Here is a 17,497-nt window from a genome sequence, read left to right on the forward strand (position 1 = left end):
TCCTCCCTCAATTCATGTGTGGTGTTGAAACTTCAGATTGCGCGGCAGCGGCCCGGTCCTGCAGTTCAACGAGGGTCATTGACTCGGGGTCTTTGCACACAGCCACGGCACCAGACGCCGTGCTGACCACGGCCTGCAAGCCACTCAGGGAGGGGTCTGAAACAAGTTGGATCTTCGTTGCGACACCGATGATGGCGTCAGTCTGTGCCGGATCGATGAAGCCGGTCCAATGGACAGCCCGGCAGAGTTCGGCCGCAACGGCAAACTGGATGCTGAGGATCCTTCTCTGGCTCGATGCAAGAAGACCCGGGTCGTTGCAATTGCAGCCGGGATACTCAGCGATCCAGGGCGCTACTCTCACTGTGACTGGGAAGTGGTCGTCACCGCCGTCGTGGGCCGCCGAGATCTCCCGCGCGGCCTGTGCAGCCGACTGCGCAAAGAGACAGGCCTGGACGCGTTTATGGAAGAGGGAAAGAATAACCGGATGCCTCCCGGTTGGAACAGCATGGCCGCTGCTTAGACCGAACCCTCGTATGCCCTCGAGGAGGGTAGCAGATCCGAGAAATCCGGATTCGGCATAACGGATTCCGTCGCGGGCGGCCGTGAGAGCCGCACCGGCGTGCACGATTTCGTCGTCTGTCCCTTCCAGCGCCCATTGATTTCTGCCGTTTGCGGCTTGAATGGCGAAACTCATCGCGCTGGCAGTCTGCTCCAGGTGGAGTCCAAGCACTGTACCGATGGCGGCGGCGGCGCCAGCCGCTCCGGCGATGGAGGTCATCCTCATTGCGGCCGGCAATTGGGGTCGTGCAAGTTCACCAAGCCGGCCGCACACTTCGTATCCGACTATCAAGGCGCGGCGCGCGAGATCGGCATCTGTGCTCAGCTGCTGCTGCTGCGCCCACGTCACGGCCGGACTAATAACGGTGCCTGGGTGGGTACCGCTGGGTGTGTGGGTATCTGCCAATGAGGTTACCGCTATGGACAAAGCTGCCGCGACTGGCTGATCGCCGGTTGCCTCCAAAAAGGCCCGGACGCGTTTGTCCCGTAATCCAAATTCAGCCAATGCTGAAGCATCCGCGATCGCGAGGTCGGCGCGGCGAAGCAGGTCTGAAGAAGCGGTCCAGGCAACTTCACGCCCGCTCGACAGCAGACGCTGCAGGGTTGGCCGTGACGAGGTCACGCAGTCTTTCCTGCAAGCTGTTCGGCCATGACGACTTTGCGCCATTCGCGCCGGCGGTGGGCCTGAAGAGTGGGGTCAGCGACTGGCGCTGCCGCTGCCAGCTTGCGTGTGTAGGCGTGGGAAGGATTGCCGGTGACCGCTGCCCCGGGGCCGAACTCGACAATGTCTCCCCTGTAGATCACGGCGACCCGGTGGCTGATCTTGCGTACAACCGAAAGGTCGTGTGAAACGAAGAGGTAGGAGACTCCCGTCTTCCGCTGGATGTCAATCAGCAGATCCAGGACGCGCGCCTGGGTTGTCAGGTCCAGCGCAGAGACGGGTTCGTCGCAAATGATCAGCTTAGGGTCGAGGGCCAGCGCACGGGCAATGGCGATCCTCTGCCGCTGGCCGCCGGAAAACTCCCTGGGCATGCGATGTTCGCTTCCGGCCGGCAGCCCGACTTCGGACAGGAGGTACCGGATCCTTTCATGTGCGGTCTTCTTGTCCACGCCGTGGATCCGCATCGGTTCGGCAATGGTGTCTTCGATGGTCCGCGTTGGATTGAGCGAAGAGTACGGATCCTGAAAAACGACCTGGATCTCGGAACCCAGGTTGCGTCGTTCCTTCTTCCCCAGGTGGGTGATATCTCTGCCGTTGTAGGTGATGGTCCCTGCCGAAACGGGCGTCAGGCCGAGGACGGTCCGGCCGATGGTTGTCTTACCTGAGCCTGATTCACCGATCAGGCCGACGGTTTCGCCTTCTTTGATATCCAGTGACACACCATGCAGGACTTCCAGGGACCGCCTTCCGGCACCCCGGTAGCTCACCCTTAGGTTGTCGATTTGAAGGAGTGATGTCATTTCTGGGCCACCTTCTGGTCTGATGCGGATGGGTGGTCAAGGACCTCTCGGGGTTCGCAGTTGTCAAGCCCTGCGGCCAGCAGGTCGCGGGTGTAGGGGTGCTGCGGGGATTCGAACAGCGTGACTACATCTGCCCGTTCGACAACTTCGCCGCTCTTCATGACCACTACCCGATCGCAGAGGTCCGCGACGACTCCGAAGTTGTGCGTGACCATCAGAATGGTCAAATCGTGCTCGTCCCGCAGTGCCCGGAGCAGTTCCAGGATCTCGGCCTGGACTGTTACGTCCAGTGCTGTCGTTGGCTCGTCGGCGATCAGGAGTGACGGATTGCCCGCCAGAGCCATCGCAATGACAACGCGCTGGGCCATCCCACCAGAGAGCTCGTGTGGATATTTACGGAACACGGCCTCCGGGTTGGGCAGCCGGACATCGGCCAGTAGTTGCAGAACAATGTCACGGGCGGCGCTTCGGCCAAGCCTTCGGTGTCGGCGGACCAGTTCACTGAGCTGGTTGCCAACGGTATAAGCCGGATCGAGGCTGACGAGCGGCTCCTGCGATACGAGGGCGATCTCCTTGCCCCTTAAGGCGGCCAGTTGCTGGAGCGACATCTGCGTCAGTTCTTCGCCGCGGAACCGGATCGACCCGGAGGCGAGGTGTGTTGACGGGGGAAGAAGACCGAGGATCGCCGATGCTGTCATCGACTTTCCGGAACCGGATTCGCCGACGATTCCTAGGATTTCGCCCTTCCGGACTGACAAACTCACATTGCGGGTAATGAAGGCGTCGGGATTGGCGTCGCGTGAGACGGACACGCCCGAAACCTCAAGAAGGCTCTCCTGGCCGGCTGGGCCGGTTTGTTCCGCCGGCATTGAAGGGCTTGACGCTTTGCGCTTGGTCGGAGCCGTATGGGCGACCGACCAGCCGCCGACCGTTGCGTCACGAACCGCATCGCCCATAAGGGAAAGCGCCAGGACGGTGAGGCCAATCGTGGCGCCGGAGGGGACCAGAAGCCAGGGCTGTTGGGAAACGAGCGTCCCGGCCTCAGCCACCATACCGCCCCAGCTGGGGGCCGGTGGTGTCTGGCCCAAGCCCAGGTAGGCCAGTCCGGTGACTGTGATGACCGCAGATGCGGCGACGAGGGCCGATTGGACGATCACGGGCCCGATGACGCGGGGGAGGATGTGGCGGAACACGATGCGGGGGTCACCGAAGCCGGCCACCTTGGCAGCGTCGATGTATAGCTCATGTCGCACCGCGATGGTTGCCGAGCGTACCACCCGCAGCAAGCGGGGGGCGAGGAGCATGCCCAGGACTACCATCGCGACGAAGACATTGTTCGAGAAAACGGCCAAGACAACGAGAACAATGACGAGCATGGGCATGGAGAGAACGATGTCAACGATGCGCATCGTGGTGCTGTCGAGCCATCCGCTTCGATATCCGGCGACCAGGCCGAAGGGGACACCGACGACCATGGCGACCAGGGTCGCAAGCCCGACAGCACCCAGCGTTGCCAGGCCGCCGAACATCAGCCGCGAGAGAACATCGCGCCCCAGACCGTCGGTGCCAAGAAGATGGGACGCGCTCGGGCCGGAGAGGACGTTCAACAGGTCGGAATCGGCGATGGGGTCGTACGGAGCCAAAACGGGTGCGAAGAGCGAGCCGAGCAGCACCAGAAGCAGCCAGGACATCGCAGTGATCGCGAGCGGATTGTGCAGCAGGACTTTGAGAGGAGATTTCCCTTGGCTGACCTCAGGGGCAGTGTTCCCCGGGATCTGGATGACCTCGGACATCAGGACTTCCTTTCCTTAGGGTTGAGCCAGCCGTAGGCAAGGTCGACGGCAAGGTTGACAACGATGACGATGAGGGTGAAATACACAACGACGCCGGTGATGACCGGGAGGTCGTGTCTGGTCGTTGCGCTCACGGCCAGGCTGCCGAGGCCGGGAAGGACGAAGACCTGCTCCACCACGACGGCACCGGCCGTAAGCCCCACCGAGATAAGGCCGATAACGGTGATGACAGGAGCCGCGGCATTTTTCAGGGCGTGCTTCCAAACAATTGACCGTTCTGACGCGCCGTTGGCGCGAAGCACTTTGATGTAGTCCCGGCCCATGGCATCGAGCATCGATTCGCGGGTCTGCTTAGCGATGTTGGCAACGACCGGCCCTCCGAGCGTCAGAACGGGGAGCACCAGTGACCTGAACCATTCGCCGGGCGATGCTGCGAAATCCACATATCCTGTCGCGGGGAAGAGCGGGATGCTGACTGCAAAAGCAGCGATAAGCACAAGCCCCAGCCAAAAGTTGGGGATCGCGTAGCCTACGAGCGATATCACGTCCGCGAGCCGGGCGATCCGGCCCCGGCCGACGGCGCTGAGTACGCCGAAGGCGACACCCACCACCGATGAGAAAAGGATCGTGAGTCCAACCAGGGAAATCGTTACGGGCAACTGGCCGCTGAGCGCCTGGCTGACGCTCGAGCCGTCATAAATCGAGGCGCCCAAGTTGCCGCTGAGCGCGCTTGTAAGCCAGTTCCAGTACTGCGTTGTGATCGGCAGATTCAGCCCAAGCTGGTCCCTAAGGGCATCGATCTGTTCCGGTGAGGCCTGGGGGCCCAGCAGCTCGGCTGCCGGGTCCCCAGGGATGAGGTTCACCAAGAGGAAGGTGAGGAACGACACCACGAAGAGGAGAGGTATCGCGAGAAGCAATCGTGAAAGGACTATTCGGTACATAGGTTCTCCACTGCGTACTGGTCAGCCGGTGGCGCGGTCACTTCGTTGCGGCGGGCTGCCAGCCGCCGTCCTTCGTGGGTGCAACAGGGTTCGGCAGGTTGTTGTGCTCGCTGATCCTGACGTTGGCGACTTTCGGTCCGACGTACAGCAGCTCCTGGGACCAGTAGACGGGGGCGAACCAGGCGAGGTCCAGAACCCGTTCCTGGGCCCGCTTCAAGGCCGCGTCACGGGCGGCCGGGTCTGTGGTCGCGGCTGCCTCGTTGAGCGCGGACGTGACCTGCTCGTCCTTTGCGCCAAAGGGGTTGAACGTCGTGTTCGGTGCCATGTAGGTGGATGCGAACTGGGCCATGCCGATGCCGGCCAGCGGGGACCACACGGTTGCTGCGTATTTCTTGTTCATGAGATCGCCCCGGAACTGCTGAATGGTCGGAGCGTTGTCAATGGTGATCTTAATTCCGATTTTTCCGAGCTGGGTGGCAAGCGCCTGGCCCAGGGCAGTGTTCGGGTCAAGGAGAGTGGTGTCAGACACGGTCAGCGCGAAGCCGTCTGCATAGCCGGCTTCCTGCATGAGGGATTTTGCCTTGTCAAGATCGAATGAATAGGTCATGTCGTCCAGCGAGCCGGGCATCGAGGGGGAGAGCACTTGATCCGTGGTGCCGCCGTACTCGCCGATAATTGCTTTGCGGATCGCGTCGCGGTCGATGGCGTAGTTGATTGCCTGGCGGACCCGCTGGTCTCCGAGCTGGGGGGCCAGCGTGCCGTCACGATCGAGGAGCAGCAGACCGCTCCAGGTGTATGGGGCCGCGACCACTTCAAGGCCTGCGCTTTTCGCAGCGGCAGCTGTGGTGCTGGTTCCTGACAGCGCCACGTCGATCTGACCGGTGCGTGCTGCCGAAAGGATGGCGTTGGGTTCTGCGATGCTTTGGATTACGACGTGCTTGTAGTGGATGGCTTCCTGGTTCCAGTACTTGGGGTTCGCGTCGAACACGTACTTTTGTCCGTTGACTGTCGTAGAGGTGTTCAAAACGTACTGGCCCGCGCCGGCTGTTGAGGACTCGAGCGACTTCGGGTTCGTAAGGGCGCTGGGGTTGATGATTTGGCCCGCGAGTCCCACCTGGCTGAAGACCTGCTCGAGATTCGGTGTGGGCGCTGAGAACTTCAGGCTGATCTTGTTGGCTTCAGCCGTGTCGATGGACGTGAGTGCTGCCAAGTCGCCTGACTGGGGACCTTTGGCATCCTTGAAGTACTGGATCGATTTAGCCACTGCCTGGTTGTCCAGTGGAGTTCCGTCCGCGAACGTTACCCCTTCGCGGAGGGTAAGGCTGAAGCCCGTGTTGGTCGAGTCGGTGTATTTCCACTCGGTCGCAAGGTCCGGCTGGTATTTGCCGTCAGGATCCTTAAAGATCAGGGGCTCGTAGGCGAGATCAACGAAAATCTGGCCGGGCCCGATGCCGGTCTTTGCAGGATCCATGCTGATGGGTGAGCTCAGGAACTGGACGGTAAGAGTTTCTCCAACTTCGCCGCTGGGTGTCTTGGCCGAGCCGGTCGTCGTTGTGGCTGATGGTGCACCACCTCCGCATGCGCTGAGCGTAAATGCGATGGTCGCCAGGACGCCAATGAGCGCAGCCCGCCCTGTCTTGCGTCCCCGACTCCTTGTTGAGGCACTGGTCTTCATGTCACTCCTTTGTGTGAAGCCGTCGTCCGACGGTAAATGATGCGATCTCTCTGATGTATGGTGTGGCAGCTATTTCCGAAGAACGCTTTGCAGGATTTCCTTGCCGTACTTAAGACGGGACTCCGCTGACATTGGCTCCATGCCGTAAAAGGCTCGCCGGCCCAGCGCCATCACTTCGGGCGGCCGGGACGTAATTGTCTCTATGTACTCCTTGACCGTGGTTTCCAACGATCCGCGGGGGACGATGCTGGAAACCAGGCCCAACTGGTGGGCCTCCTGGGCAGTCATGTCCCTGCCGGAGTAGTAGAGGTCAAAGGCGATCTTCGGTGGCAGCAACGGCATCGTGCTCGCCATAGCCATCACCGGGAATCCACCGTGAGTAATCTCTGGAAAGCCGAAATTGACGTCGTCTGCCGCTATCGCAACATCTGTTGCAGCCAGGATGGCCATGCCGCCTGCCCGGCAGTGACCGGAGACTACTGCAATCACGGGCGGGCGGACCTGGGCAAGCTTCTCGTGCAGGTGGGTGATCGCCCGCCCATAACGAGCCTTCTCCAATTCGGTGGACGCGGTATCCACACGGCCCCCGGAGCAAAAATACTCATCGGAGCCGGTGATGATGACCACCGCAATCTCCGGGTCTTCGTCGATTCGGTCCAGGGACTCCGTCAGGATCTCCATCGAATTGCGGTCGATCCGGTTCTGGTCGTCAGGACGGTTGAACCTGATCCACAGTTCCTTGCCCTGCTTCTCTGTAAGCACTGGTTGCTCTGTCACGTCCTAGGCCCTTCGTGGGTATCTGGGTGCTTTGAATATCGGTTCGAAAAATGCGGCCGCCGAGGGACGTTTACCGAACTACTGGCGTGGGCTGGGGCTTCATCGCACTCGAGCCCCGAAACCCCCGTCGACCAATATTCTGTCCTAAAACCAACTGGCTGGTCAATAGGTCAGGCAAACGCTTTCGTCGGGGTGAGGCTTTTACAGTGAACTGGCGCTGAGTGGGTTGGCCAAGGCCCGGGCAATGTTCTGGAGTTCGTTTACAATTTCTGTTTTGTCGACTTCATCCGCCTTAGCTTTGAGCATGGTCGCACTCACGGCAAACTTTGCGGGCTCCCCGGGAATATTGATGACTGGCACCGCAAAGCAGACGACACCCACATTGGTTTCCTCGTCATCCATGGTGTAGCCGCGGAGCCGCGATTCCTCCAGGTCCGCCATCAGCTCGGTGGCGCTCTTGAGGGATTTGGCCGTAAACGAAACAAAGGACTTACCCCGGTAGCGGTCCTCGACCACGGCATCGGGCAGCGTGGAGAGAATCGCCTTGCCTGTCGCGGTCACATGGGCTGGAAAGCGGTCCCCGATATTTGCCGTAAGCCGGATCGGATTGCTGCCCTCGTAGCGGGCCAGATAAAGCACATCCGTGCCGTCGAGCAAGGCGAGGCGGGCCGCCTCGCGGGAGATGAGCCGTGCTTTGCGGCACAGATCGTAGAACTCCGCCAGCTGGTCGGCGGAGCGGAGATAGTCGCCCGCCAGGGACAAAATTCTACGACCCAGCGCAAGCCGGCCCTCGGAGCGCCTGAGCATTCCCTCAGCCTCCAGGGTGGCGCAAATGTTGGCCGTAGACGACTTTGCAAGATCCATCGACTTAGCAATCTCGGGCACGCTCAATCCGGCCTGACCTGCGGCAGCAACCAGGTCCAGAACGGCCATGGCCCTGGTAATCGCGGGGACGGGGCTATGGGCATTGTGATTGGGTTCTGCGAACGACATAATCTACTCCTAGTCCAAAGGGTTGACTTTAAACCAGTATATTGGCTTACGATGATCGCACCAGACTGGACAGCATGTTGATTCCTGTGCTGTATGAAGAACAGGCGGACGATGAAGATCAATAGCAACTACCGCATCGGGTTCAGCGGGGACCTTCGCGATGATCTTGGCGGAATTACGTGGGGAGATATCTCCACGGGCCTGCTGGAGGATGCGAGAGCACCATGGTCCTTCATGGAGGGGCCCAGCGATGCACTAACAATTAAACAGCTTGAATCATTCGATGCGATGCTGATCGCAGCCCCACATGTAAGTGGGGATGCTGTCTTGAAGGCCTCGAACACTCCCTCAATAATCGCCCGCTTTGGAGTAGGCGTCGACGCGATCGACCTTGATGCGTGCACCGAGCGGGGAATTATTGTCACAAATACCCCCGACGGAGCACGGCAGCCCGTCGCCCAGGCGGCCCTGGCGCTCACCCTCGCCACAGTGCATCATTTGTCCGCTAAGGATCTGATGGTCCGGTTGGGAAACTGGCAAGAGAAGCTCTTGTGGAACGGCCGTTCGCTGAACGGGGCAGTTGTTGGCTTGATAGGCCTCGGGAATGTCGGTACCGAGTTCGCTCGTCTCGTCACGGTTTTCGACGTTACGTTGCAGGCCTACGATCCGTACCAAAAACCAGAGGTCTTTGCAGAGGTAGGTGCGGCACGCTCCGGACTTGAAGAACTGCTGCGCACATCGGACGTCATCGTTGTTTTCACGCCGTTGACGTCCGAGACCCACCACCTTCTCAACGGGTCGAACATCGGGATGATCAAGCATGGCGCGTACCTCGTGAACATCTCCCGTGGAGAGGTCATAGAACACGGTGCACTCGTCCGTGCACTCAAAGAACGTCGGCTCGCCGGCGCGGGCCTGGATGTTTTCGAAGTGGAACCTCTTCCCATAACCGACCCACTCATTAATATGCCGAACGTTGTACTGGCGCCCCATGCCCTGTCATGGACCGATGAGATGGCCCGCGGCAACGGAGGGAGCGCGATCAGGGCCATCCTCGATGTCCGCGACGGATATCAACCAAAGTTCGTGGTCAACCGTGCAGTACTTAGTCACCCCCGAACCGCCCACCTGCGACCTCGCGAGGAAAAAGCTGTCACAGCTACTGCTCCTGTGACCGCAGAAACATCAACTGTCACTCACGCCCTGCAGGCGTGAAACTAGGAAGGAAGCTCCCAATGGATAACAATGTGCTGCTAACAGACCTGCTCGATCAAGGCCAAGTCGTCATGGGTGGTGCCTACGACTGCATCTCAGCTGCCGTATGCGAAAGCGCCGGGTTCCCCGTTCTGATGCTGGGAGGCGCCGGCCTTTCGGCGTCATTCCTTGGACTGCCTGACGTCGGCCTGCTCTCCTTGGGCGACCTCATCCCCATCGTGAGCAATATTGTCTCCAGCGTAAACATTCCCGTCGTCGTGGACATCGACACCGGGTACGGAAACGAACTGAACGTCACCCGCACCTGCGAGCGGCTGGCCCTCACCGGCGTAGCCGCCGTCCACCTTGAAGACCAGACCTTCCCCAAAAGGTGCGGACACATGGCCGGCAAGACCGTCATTGAACGCACTCCATATCTGAGCAAGGTCCGCGCCGCGGTCAAAGCCCTCGAAGGGACCAAGACCCAGCTCATCGCGCGGACAGACAGCTACGGAACCCACGGACTCGAAGAGGCTATTGCCCGTTGCAACGGCGCACTGGATGTCGGCGCCCACATCACATTCGCTGAGGCTCCCACCAACCGAGAAGATATCGAAAAGCTGGGACGAACAGTCCCGGGCCACAAGATGTTTAACCTGGCAACCGGAGGCAACAGTCCCTCCCTCACACTGGCCGAACTCGCAGAACTCGACTTCAACCTTGTATCCGTGCCAGGTGTGACCTTCATGCCTGCAATCGCCGCCATGAAAGAAACTGCAGCCGCGGTTCTCCGTGAGGGAAGCGATGCTGCGGTGGCAAAGTTCAACATGGGACCACGCGATCTCTTCGAAACCGTCGGCCTGAAGCGGTGGCTCGCCATCGAAGAGGACGTCGCCGCCTGGACCGCCTCTCACTAAATATCCGGCGGGAGCGGCGCCCTGGCAGCACCCCGGCGGCGTGGTCACATAATTGCTCCATTTTCAGGTCCTTGGGCGTTGCCGAGCGCGCTCAAGGGCCTGATCTGGGTCCGTCCGCAGTGGGTCTTCGCTGGACATCTCATGACCTACAGGAATGCCCATGTCGCGCGTTGATGAAATATCCGGCCGGGCTCCTTCTGTTCGACACAACAGGAGCCTCAGTCAGATGGCAGGCGCGCTCCCCATGTCCTTTTCACCGTTGATTGGCCGTGCAGCTGGTGCATGACCGACAGCTGCGAGGCCGTCGCTCCACGGAAGGGGATTGTAATTCCGGTTCATTCACCATCCGCCAGAGGTGTTTTGACTGCGGCCGTTCTTGCAGTCTTCGCATTTTCAGCTTCTCAAATGGCTGTCGCGCCACTGCTCTCCCGTATCCAGAGTGACTTTGATGTCACCGCCTCCACTGCCGGCTGGACGCTTTCTGCCTTTAGTCTCGCCGCCGTGGTTACCACCCTTGTTGGGGGTAGATCAGGGGACGAGATCGGACATGCGCGCGTCCTCGTCTTTTCGTTGACAGTCTTCGTGGTCGGCGCTGTCATTTGTGCCGTTGCAGTCAATGCAGGCATCCTGATTGCGGGCCGGGCCGTCATGGGCTGCGGCGGGGCCATATTTCCGCTGGCTTTAACTGTGGCCGCGAAGCGTCTTCCTCCTGGGCGCCGAACATCCGGCATAGCTCTAGTGAGCGGTACGCTTGGCTTAGGGTCCACGGTCGGGGCTCCGGCGGGCGGCGTTCTCGCAGACGTTGCAGGAATCCCTGCCGTATTCATAGGCTGCGCCATAGTGGCGGCCGTTGCCCTGATTGCCGTCGTCAAGGTGATCGGTTTTGAGCCTCGGAGCGGTCCGTTCCAATTCGACTCTGCAGGCATCACCGTCTATGGGACAGGCATCACGTGCCTTCTTGTCGCGTTGAGCTCGGCCGGCAATGGGGGATTCGCCCAGCCCCTTACGCTTTGCACCTTCGCAGTCGGAATCGTGCTTCTGATTTCACTGGGTTGGGTGGAATCCCGGGTCGCGTTTCCCGCCCTCAACTTTAAGTTGCTCACAGCCAAGCCAATTGCGGTTGCGAATGTTACCAGCGCTCTCCTGAGCACCGGTATCTCAGGAATGCTCGCCCTTTTGCCGATGGCGGCCCAGGATGCGCATTTCGGGGGTCAGACACTGCTGTCCGTTGGGCAGAGCGGGGCCCTTTTGGTACCCCATACCATAGCGGTGGTCGCGGCTTCCTGGCTTGCCGGGCGTGGGTTCATGCGTTCAAAGTCTTGCATCATACTGGGGTGCCTGATGAGTGGCTTCGGCCTTGTCGTTATGGGCCTCATGGGCAGCACGTGGTGGGCGGTTGCCGCAGGAGGCGTGGTTGCCGGAATAGGGAGCGGCTTCGCCTTTACAGCAATACCTATTGCCCTCGAGAACGTTGCACCAAGAAACCACCTCGGTCAGGCGAATTCCCTGACGTCTATACATCGGATGTTGGGAGCAGCCTTCGGTACACAAATCGGAATGCTGATGGTCTCGGTTATCGGCTCACATCCCCTGAACTTAGTGACCCCCAATCCCTTTCTGCTTCTGTATTTGCCACTTGCCGCCAGTTGTTTTGTGGCTTCAGCTGTGGCTCTGAATCTTCAAGGTGGAACCAGCCCCCGTCAGGACTGAAATCTCCCGGACCCACCGGACCAGCTCCTACTTATCTGGCTGGCTACCTCAAGATTCCGTGTCATCGCGCATGGATATCCATGGGGAAGGCAATGATCTGCAGTTCCGCTTGTCAACTGGTGCATGGATGAGCGGGCTCCTGGGTATGTTCCGGTGCCACTCAGATCGCGGTCATATATGTTCTGACCGCTGGAACTCGCTGGCCAGTGACCGGCACCATTGTGAGTTGAGTGCGACCGCGGTGGACGTTGACTGGCTTGGTGCTGTTCATCGAGGCGTCCCCAGTGCGGTGCAGCCGGGGCATCTTTCAAGGGACCGAATGCGGGTCGTCGGCGCCTCAAGCTCGAACGGCCGCATAATGCGGTACCTCTGTGCCCGGCGTGGAGGGTTCGGTGCACCTATGTGACTTTGATGAGTAGTTTAGGGGCACGGATATTCCCGGCCTCGATGATCCGGCTTTGGTCCCGGGTTGGCCGGAGAATTTCTCGCTTGGACCAGACCAGTATTGCAGCTGGTCGATGGAGCGCTGAAGAGAGTGCAGCCCGATCGTAAGGCCAGTCCTTGGGCATTCGTGAGCTGACGTCATTCACCGGTGCGTAGTGCAGGGCCGCCGCTGTACGCGGCTGCCGGCGCATCTACGATGCTCACCAAGTGTGCGGACTGGTCGAAGTGCTCGGGTTAGGAGTCTTCCTCGTACCAGCCAACCCATGCCGATGAAGTAAGTATGACTTTGGGGGCGGAGAGTTCCTTCTCCCAGGCCGCGAAGTCCCAAATATGCTAGTAGAGCAAGAGGGCCAGGTTTTTTGGCAGGTTCAACATGGCTGGCTTCCTTTCAGGTTATGCGTCAGTATCATTTATTTCGGTCCCAGAATGTTTGGGACCGACCGACACGCGTGCGGCACTTGACGGGGCACGGTTTCGGCAGTTCGGTCCCGAAGTGAGACATAGATTCTGCGATGAATCTCGAAATGCGGCGCGGGGCTTCCTAAAGCTTGAGCCCGAGTGGGTCCTTCGAGTTCTGCGATCGCGGCCACTGTTTCCTGTGGCCGCAGACGCTCGATGAAATCAAGTGCCGGATCCAGATTCTTCCCTAGGAACGGCACCCAGGTACCGGGCGAGGACGCCAAAGACGAACTCAATCCGGTGGGAATCCACAGTGAAAAATCGGATGGGATGATCGCCTTGGTTTAGGCCGGAATCAGCGGCCACCGCCCCGGCGTCCGCTAGCTTGTTAAGGCATTGCGATGTGTAGCCGTGACTAAGGCCGAGGCCGAGGCTGTCGGCGACGTGGTGCCGGGTGGACGGGCCGTTAGTCCGGAGGAACCGGATGATCTGAATCTGCGCAGCCTGACCAAGGACGCGGACGCCGTTTTGAGCTCATCTGACCACGCGGCATCCAAGCGGCCCCTCTTCCTTGTAGCCAAATTCATCGGTGGTGGTCCTTTGCTGTCCTGCCGTTTCTCGGCCGCGACGTTCTGGTTGGCTTGATTTTGATGCCCAGTTGAGGCGTTGAGGATGAGGGGCTGCCCGGACTTGCCCGGCCAGCCCCTCCAGGTCGAAAAACGTCCCGCTAGAAGGCCATCAGATTTTCCCTAAACGTCGGGTGGTCATATTCCGTCCGGGTGAGTCCCTTCCGCTGCAGTGCCGGCACGAGGCCGTCTGTAATCTGCGAGACATATACCCGGCTCAGAGGGCCGTTGATCAGGAAGCCGTCCCCGCCGATTTGATCCATGGCGTCGCCCATCTGGCCGGCGACTTGTTCGGGTGTGCCGATCAGGTCCAGGCATGACACCGTCCAGCTTGCGGCGGCTTCGCGCAGGGTCTTGCCACCGTCGCCCCGCTTCACGAAGTTGTTCAAGGCACTTTAGTGGCCGTTGGTTGTCAGCCCATCGGGGATTCGCTCATCCAGATCAAACCTGGAGAAGTCGATCTCAGTGAATGCTGAAAGGTGTGCGAGGGCTTCTTCGGCGCGCCAATCTGTAGCCGCGTGCGTCCGATCAAAGAGCGACTGGGCCTCTTCCCGGGTGTCTCCGACGTAGGGCGTGACGACAAACAGGACCTTGCAGGAGTCCGGATCCCGTCCGATCCGTTCAAGCGTTCCCGGATGGCGTTGCGGTAGTCCCGCATCGCGGGAATCCCGCCACGGACGATGGTGCATCGTTGATAACGCTTTCGCTACAGCTGCTCTTGTGCCTTGCTCGGCCGATAGTCAGCAGGCTTACTATAGGCGTAGTCGATCGGAACGGCTGCGAACGGGGAGAGATCGAAGAGGGTGCGCTCAGCGAACGGGGCGCACCTTTTTCGTGCCCTCGGATGGGCAAACGTCAAGGAGTTGAGTAGGTAAGTGCAGCAGGGAGCCATGCGGACGAAAAGGAGGCGCGCGAGGGAGCGCGAGTCAGGGACGGGCTACATCGTTTCTGGTGTCATCCTCCTTTGCGCCACGGTGGCCTTCGTCGTCTTCGGACGCCTTGCTGCGCCGTGGCCTGCGTTCGTCGCCCTGGGTGCCGGGGCAACATTGGGAGTCTGGCTGTTCCGCTCTGGTTCCCGTCGCGTGTGGGTGTCGCAGATATGTTTGTTCGGGGCACTGGCCGTCTGCGTGGCACTTTTTATGGCTGCTAACACCGTGGGATCTGCTGGAATCGCCTGGATTGGATCCTTTGTCGCCGGAACGAACCTTGGTACTGGCTGGAGGCTCGAGGCCACCCGCCGGGCCCCCTCTCACGCCTGAGGACCAGCTAGACACCTTACAGCCGGGATGCTTGAAGGGGCTGTCAGCCATCGCCGGGAAGACGCGTCCTTCTGGTCGGGGTGTCATGCCCCGGACGGGCCCGCCCACGCACTGAAGTCGCCCCTTCGCCCCTTCCCACGTTCGTCGTCATCCTTGCCACACCGACGGCACCGCCTATACACCGCGCCGTCCTCAGCGTGTTCAAGATGCCAATCGTGCCGGATATTCAGCTTGCATAGCAGGGCCCGAAACATGGCAGCCTCCGATCAAAATCGCAAGACTCTGCAACCTCAATAATGCTCCTCATGACCCCCGGAAGAAACCGGCAAGTGGTGGTGATACGGCTACCCCAGGAACCTCTGGACCCACCAAGTGCAACGCGGAATACAACGGGTACAGGATGCCATCGGGAGCTATCTCGGTTCCATCGCCCGCGACGATGGTGCAGGGTTGTCGGCAGATGGTTCAGGCTCATGGCCCCACCAGTAGCCCCAGGACTGTGCCGTACGCGAAGTGGGAAACCACGGCTACCAGGGGAGTCTGGGTCCCGTAGCTGAGCCCGAGCAGGCCCGGAGGTTCCAGGGCCGCGGTGGAGGCCAGGCCGGCCCTCGCGGAAGCCATCCGGGGATGAACGCCAGGCAGCAACGGAAGGATGACGGTCATCGCTACACCGGCGTGCAGCAGCCCCAGAAGGGCTCCGGCCCACCACGTGGCCTGGCCCAGAAGGGCGAAGGTGGCGGCATAGCCCAGGGCGAAGGCCGGCGGCGATGTGAATGAAGAACCCGGCAATACGTGCCTTGTCCGGGTCGGGGGTGATCATGGTGCCAAGCACCAGTGGCAGGTCCAGGCGGGTAAGTCCCGCCATCTGCGCCCCGATCATGACCAGTGTCAAAACAGAGGTTGCCAGCAGGCCGAACAGGGCCCACCCCTGCCAGTTCATCTCGCACCTCCTGCCGCCGCCGGCGGTTAGCGGTTCTTACTTCCGAGATGCCCGGGGCCCGGCGGGGGAGAGCCGGTTCAGGGCGAGGGCGCTGATCAACAGCCCGAAGTCACGAAGCGCGACATCGTAAAAGCTGCCCAGAACCAGCAGGTTGATGATGATCCCCAGAAGCCAGGCAGCAACCAGCAGGGAACCGAAGCGCGGCCGTACGGCAACGGCGACCCCGGCGATGATTTCCACTACCCCCACGGCGTACATGAAACTCTGCGCCGGCACCGGCACCACGGAGGTGGCAACCGGGGCGAGGTACACGGTCCAGTCGGCGAGGAAGTTGGTGAACTTATCCAGGCCGAAGAGGATCGGTGCAACGGTAAACACTGTGCGCAGCAGCATGAACGCCTGATGAGTTCCTGCCCGGTCCGGCACCTGAAGGGGAAGTCCCGCTGCGCTTGCTGTTGTTTTCATGGTGCGCTCCTTCTAAAAGTAGGTATAGTAATTTTAGAAGGAGCTGCAGGGTTAAACAAGGTTTTTGTTTTTAGAAAGGCGGGTTGATCTTGATCAGGCTTCCGTGGGCGCAGCGCCTTACAGCCGTCGCATCGCTCGGCGATGCCAAACGCCGGGACTTGTACGACTACGTTTCGTCGTCGACGGCTGCTGTGGGCCGGGATGCTGCGGCCGAGGCGCTGGGTATGGCGCGGAGCACCGCGTCCTTCCATCTGGACAAGCTCGTCGAGGACGGGCTGCTGGCGGTCGAGTTTCACAAGCCGGCCGGAAAAACCGGCCCCGGCTCGGGCCGGCCGGCAAAAATGTACCGGGCCGTGATTGGGGAAGTCGGAGCCTCCGTCCCTGACAGGAATTACGACCTGGCCGGAGAACTGCTGGCGACAGCTATCGAGGAGGCAGCGCAGTCCGGCACCGAGGTCCGCCAGGTCCTTCTGACATCGTCCTACCAAAGGGGCAAGGAACTGGCCTCGGGCGATTCAACCCTGGAAGCGTTCCTGGTGAACCAAGGGTACGCCCCCCGGTCCGACGGACAGGGCGGGTTCGTGCTGCCAAACTGCCCCTTCCACCGGCTCTCGGCACGGCACCCGGGCGTTGTCTGCGCAATGAACGGCGCCTTCCTCCGCGGAGCAGCAGCCGGCTGCGGCGAAGCAGAGAAAAGAATCACCGGAAACCAAACAGCCGGACAATGCTGCGCCCACATCACAGCGGCGCCATAACTAGGGACCCCGACGCCAGCCACGCACCCCCAGCCTCCATTGGCGGTTCGGCCTACAGTGCTGTGAGCGGGCCAGCCTGCTACGAGCCCTGCGTCCACTGGCAAAAGGCGGCTGGTTATGTATCTGCGCAAGGTTCTGCGGTGATAATCGCTCGTCCCTTAGATTTTCGGGACTTCAGCGGCGGCCGGAGGAGTGGTGCCGGTAACTTCCACCCACCGCAATGACGATCCTGGTCAGCACGACATGCGAGAGGCCCCGTGGCATTGGGGGTTGCCGCGGAGCCTCTCTATGACGCACTCCCCAATTGGGGGAACTGGAAAGCCGCCTCACCAAAGTTACTGGCAGGTAGCGGCGCCGGCAACAAGCATTTTCGCAGGTATGGCCTGCATCCACGCACAGTGGATTCCGTCTCATGGCGGAGCATTCATGAAACGCCGCCACGCAACGGCCCCGCGTCTTGCGACATCTACCGGAGATGGCGAAACTCCGGCCAAATAGCGGTGGCCGAAGTTCCACCCACATCCTGCACGCTGAACCTTGAAGTTGGCTGGGAAGCAGTGGCCGGCTTTCCCCGGGCAGCGTCCGGCGTC

17 protein-coding genes are annotated in these 17,497 nt (G+C 60.7%); 6 read left to right on the forward strand and 11 right to left on the reverse strand.

Annotated elements, in window-relative coordinates:
• Positions 1–7: 7 nt before the first annotated feature.
• The 7 genes from ACFC25_RS10260 to ACFC25_RS10290 all read right to left on the reverse strand — a co-directional run bounded on the left by ACFC25_RS10260 (position 8) and on the right by ACFC25_RS10290 (position 8,198).
• A complete protein-coding gene (locus ACFC25_RS10260; RefSeq protein WP_376045046.1) occupies positions 8–1,180 on the reverse strand; it encodes an MmgE/PrpD family protein in 1,173 nt (390 codons plus the stop codon).
• The gene (locus ACFC25_RS10265) at positions 1,177–2,019 is read right to left on the reverse strand and encodes an ABC transporter ATP-binding protein (RefSeq protein WP_376045047.1); all 843 of its coding nucleotides are present in this window, start codon (positions 2,017–2,019) and stop codon (positions 1,177–1,179) included. Before ACFC25_RS10265 ends, ACFC25_RS10260 begins: the two co-directional genes overlap by 4 nt.
• Positions 2,016–3,812, reverse strand: a complete 1,797-nt coding sequence (locus ACFC25_RS10270; protein WP_376045048.1) for a dipeptide/oligopeptide/nickel ABC transporter permease/ATP-binding protein — start codon at positions 3,810–3,812, stop codon at positions 2,016–2,018. The genes ACFC25_RS10265 and ACFC25_RS10270 overlap by 4 nt, the downstream gene beginning before the upstream one ends.
• A complete protein-coding gene (locus ACFC25_RS10275) occupies positions 3,812–4,753 on the reverse strand; it encodes an ABC transporter permease (protein ID WP_376045049.1) in 942 nt (313 codons plus the stop codon). The genes ACFC25_RS10270 and ACFC25_RS10275 overlap by 1 nt, the downstream gene beginning before the upstream one ends.
• Positions 4,754–4,790: 37 nt before the next feature.
• Entirely contained in the window at positions 4,791–6,428 is a 1,638-nt protein-coding gene (locus tag ACFC25_RS10280) for an ABC transporter substrate-binding protein (RefSeq protein ID WP_376045050.1), read from the reverse strand.
• 69 nt (positions 6,429–6,497) lie between these two features.
• Positions 6,498–7,205: an enoyl-CoA hydratase/isomerase family protein gene (locus tag ACFC25_RS10285; protein WP_376045051.1), complete on the reverse strand. Its 708-nt coding sequence runs from the start codon at positions 7,203–7,205 to the stop codon at positions 6,498–6,500.
• 201 nt (positions 7,206–7,406) lie between these two features.
• Positions 7,407–8,198 carry an IclR family transcriptional regulator gene (locus ACFC25_RS10290; protein ID WP_376045052.1) on the reverse strand — a complete coding sequence of 264 codons (792 nt, stop codon included), beginning with the start codon at positions 8,196–8,198 and terminating at the stop codon, positions 7,407–7,409.
• A 111-nt stretch (positions 8,199–8,309) separates the two neighbouring features.
• Between ACFC25_RS10290 and ACFC25_RS10295 the strand changes: the two genes are divergently transcribed.
• The 4 genes from ACFC25_RS10295 to ACFC25_RS10310 all read left to right on the forward strand — a co-directional run bounded on the left by ACFC25_RS10295 (position 8,310) and on the right by ACFC25_RS10310 (position 13,507).
• The gene (locus ACFC25_RS10295; RefSeq protein WP_376045053.1) at positions 8,310–9,413 is read left to right on the forward strand and encodes a 2-hydroxyacid dehydrogenase; all 1,104 of its coding nucleotides are present in this window, start codon (positions 8,310–8,312) and stop codon (positions 9,411–9,413) included.
• 20 nt (positions 9,414–9,433) lie between these two features.
• Positions 9,434–10,309, forward strand: a complete 876-nt coding sequence (locus ACFC25_RS10300) for an oxaloacetate decarboxylase (protein ID WP_376045054.1) — start codon at positions 9,434–9,436, stop codon at positions 10,307–10,309.
• A 282-nt stretch (positions 10,310–10,591) separates the two neighbouring features.
• Positions 10,592–12,019, forward strand: coding sequence for an MFS transporter (locus ACFC25_RS10305; RefSeq protein ID WP_376045055.1), 1,428 nt, complete (start codon positions 10,592–10,594; stop codon positions 12,017–12,019).
• A gap of 1,254 nt (positions 12,020–13,273) precedes the next feature.
• Positions 13,274–13,507, forward strand: coding sequence for a hypothetical protein (locus tag ACFC25_RS10310; protein ID WP_376045056.1), 234 nt, complete (start codon positions 13,274–13,276; stop codon positions 13,505–13,507).
• An 82-nt stretch (positions 13,508–13,589) separates the two neighbouring features.
• Here the strand turns inward: ACFC25_RS10310 and ACFC25_RS10315 are convergent, their stop codons facing one another.
• Positions 13,590–13,877, reverse strand: coding sequence for a hypothetical protein (locus ACFC25_RS10315; protein WP_376045057.1), 288 nt, complete (start codon positions 13,875–13,877; stop codon positions 13,590–13,592).
• Positions 13,878–13,883: 6 nt separating this feature from the next.
• Complete coding sequence (locus tag ACFC25_RS10320; protein ID WP_376045058.1) at positions 13,884–14,177, reverse strand: hypothetical protein; 294 nt, start codon at positions 14,175–14,177, stop codon at positions 13,884–13,886.
• Between the two features lie 201 nt (positions 14,178–14,378).
• Between ACFC25_RS10320 and ACFC25_RS10325 the strand changes: the two genes are divergently transcribed.
• Positions 14,379–14,747, forward strand: a complete 369-nt coding sequence (locus ACFC25_RS10325; protein ID WP_376045059.1) for a hypothetical protein — start codon at positions 14,379–14,381, stop codon at positions 14,745–14,747.
• 471 nt (positions 14,748–15,218) lie between these two features.
• On the opposite strand, the gene ACFC25_RS10330 is transcribed toward ACFC25_RS10325, so the two are convergent.
• Both ACFC25_RS10330 and ACFC25_RS10335 read right to left on the reverse strand, forming a co-directional pair.
• Positions 15,219–15,536, reverse strand: coding sequence for a hypothetical protein (locus tag ACFC25_RS10330; RefSeq protein ID WP_376045060.1), 318 nt, complete (start codon positions 15,534–15,536; stop codon positions 15,219–15,221).
• Between the two features lie 187 nt (positions 15,537–15,723).
• Positions 15,724–16,152 (reverse strand): hypothetical protein, encoded by a 429-nt coding sequence (locus ACFC25_RS10335; RefSeq protein WP_376045061.1) that lies wholly within the window; start codon positions 16,150–16,152, stop codon positions 15,724–15,726.
• 83 nt (positions 16,153–16,235) lie between these two features.
• Between ACFC25_RS10335 and ACFC25_RS10340 the strand changes: the two genes are divergently transcribed.
• The gene (locus ACFC25_RS10340; RefSeq protein ID WP_376045062.1) at positions 16,236–16,907 is read left to right on the forward strand and encodes a helix-turn-helix transcriptional regulator; all 672 of its coding nucleotides are present in this window, start codon (positions 16,236–16,238) and stop codon (positions 16,905–16,907) included.
• The last annotated feature ends 590 nt before the right edge of the window (positions 16,908–17,497 follow it).

Origin of the sequence: Pseudarthrobacter sp. NPDC055928 (assembly GCF_042270935.1) — a bacterium.
Classification (GTDB): Bacteria; Actinomycetota; Actinomycetes; order Actinomycetales; family Micrococcaceae; genus Arthrobacter.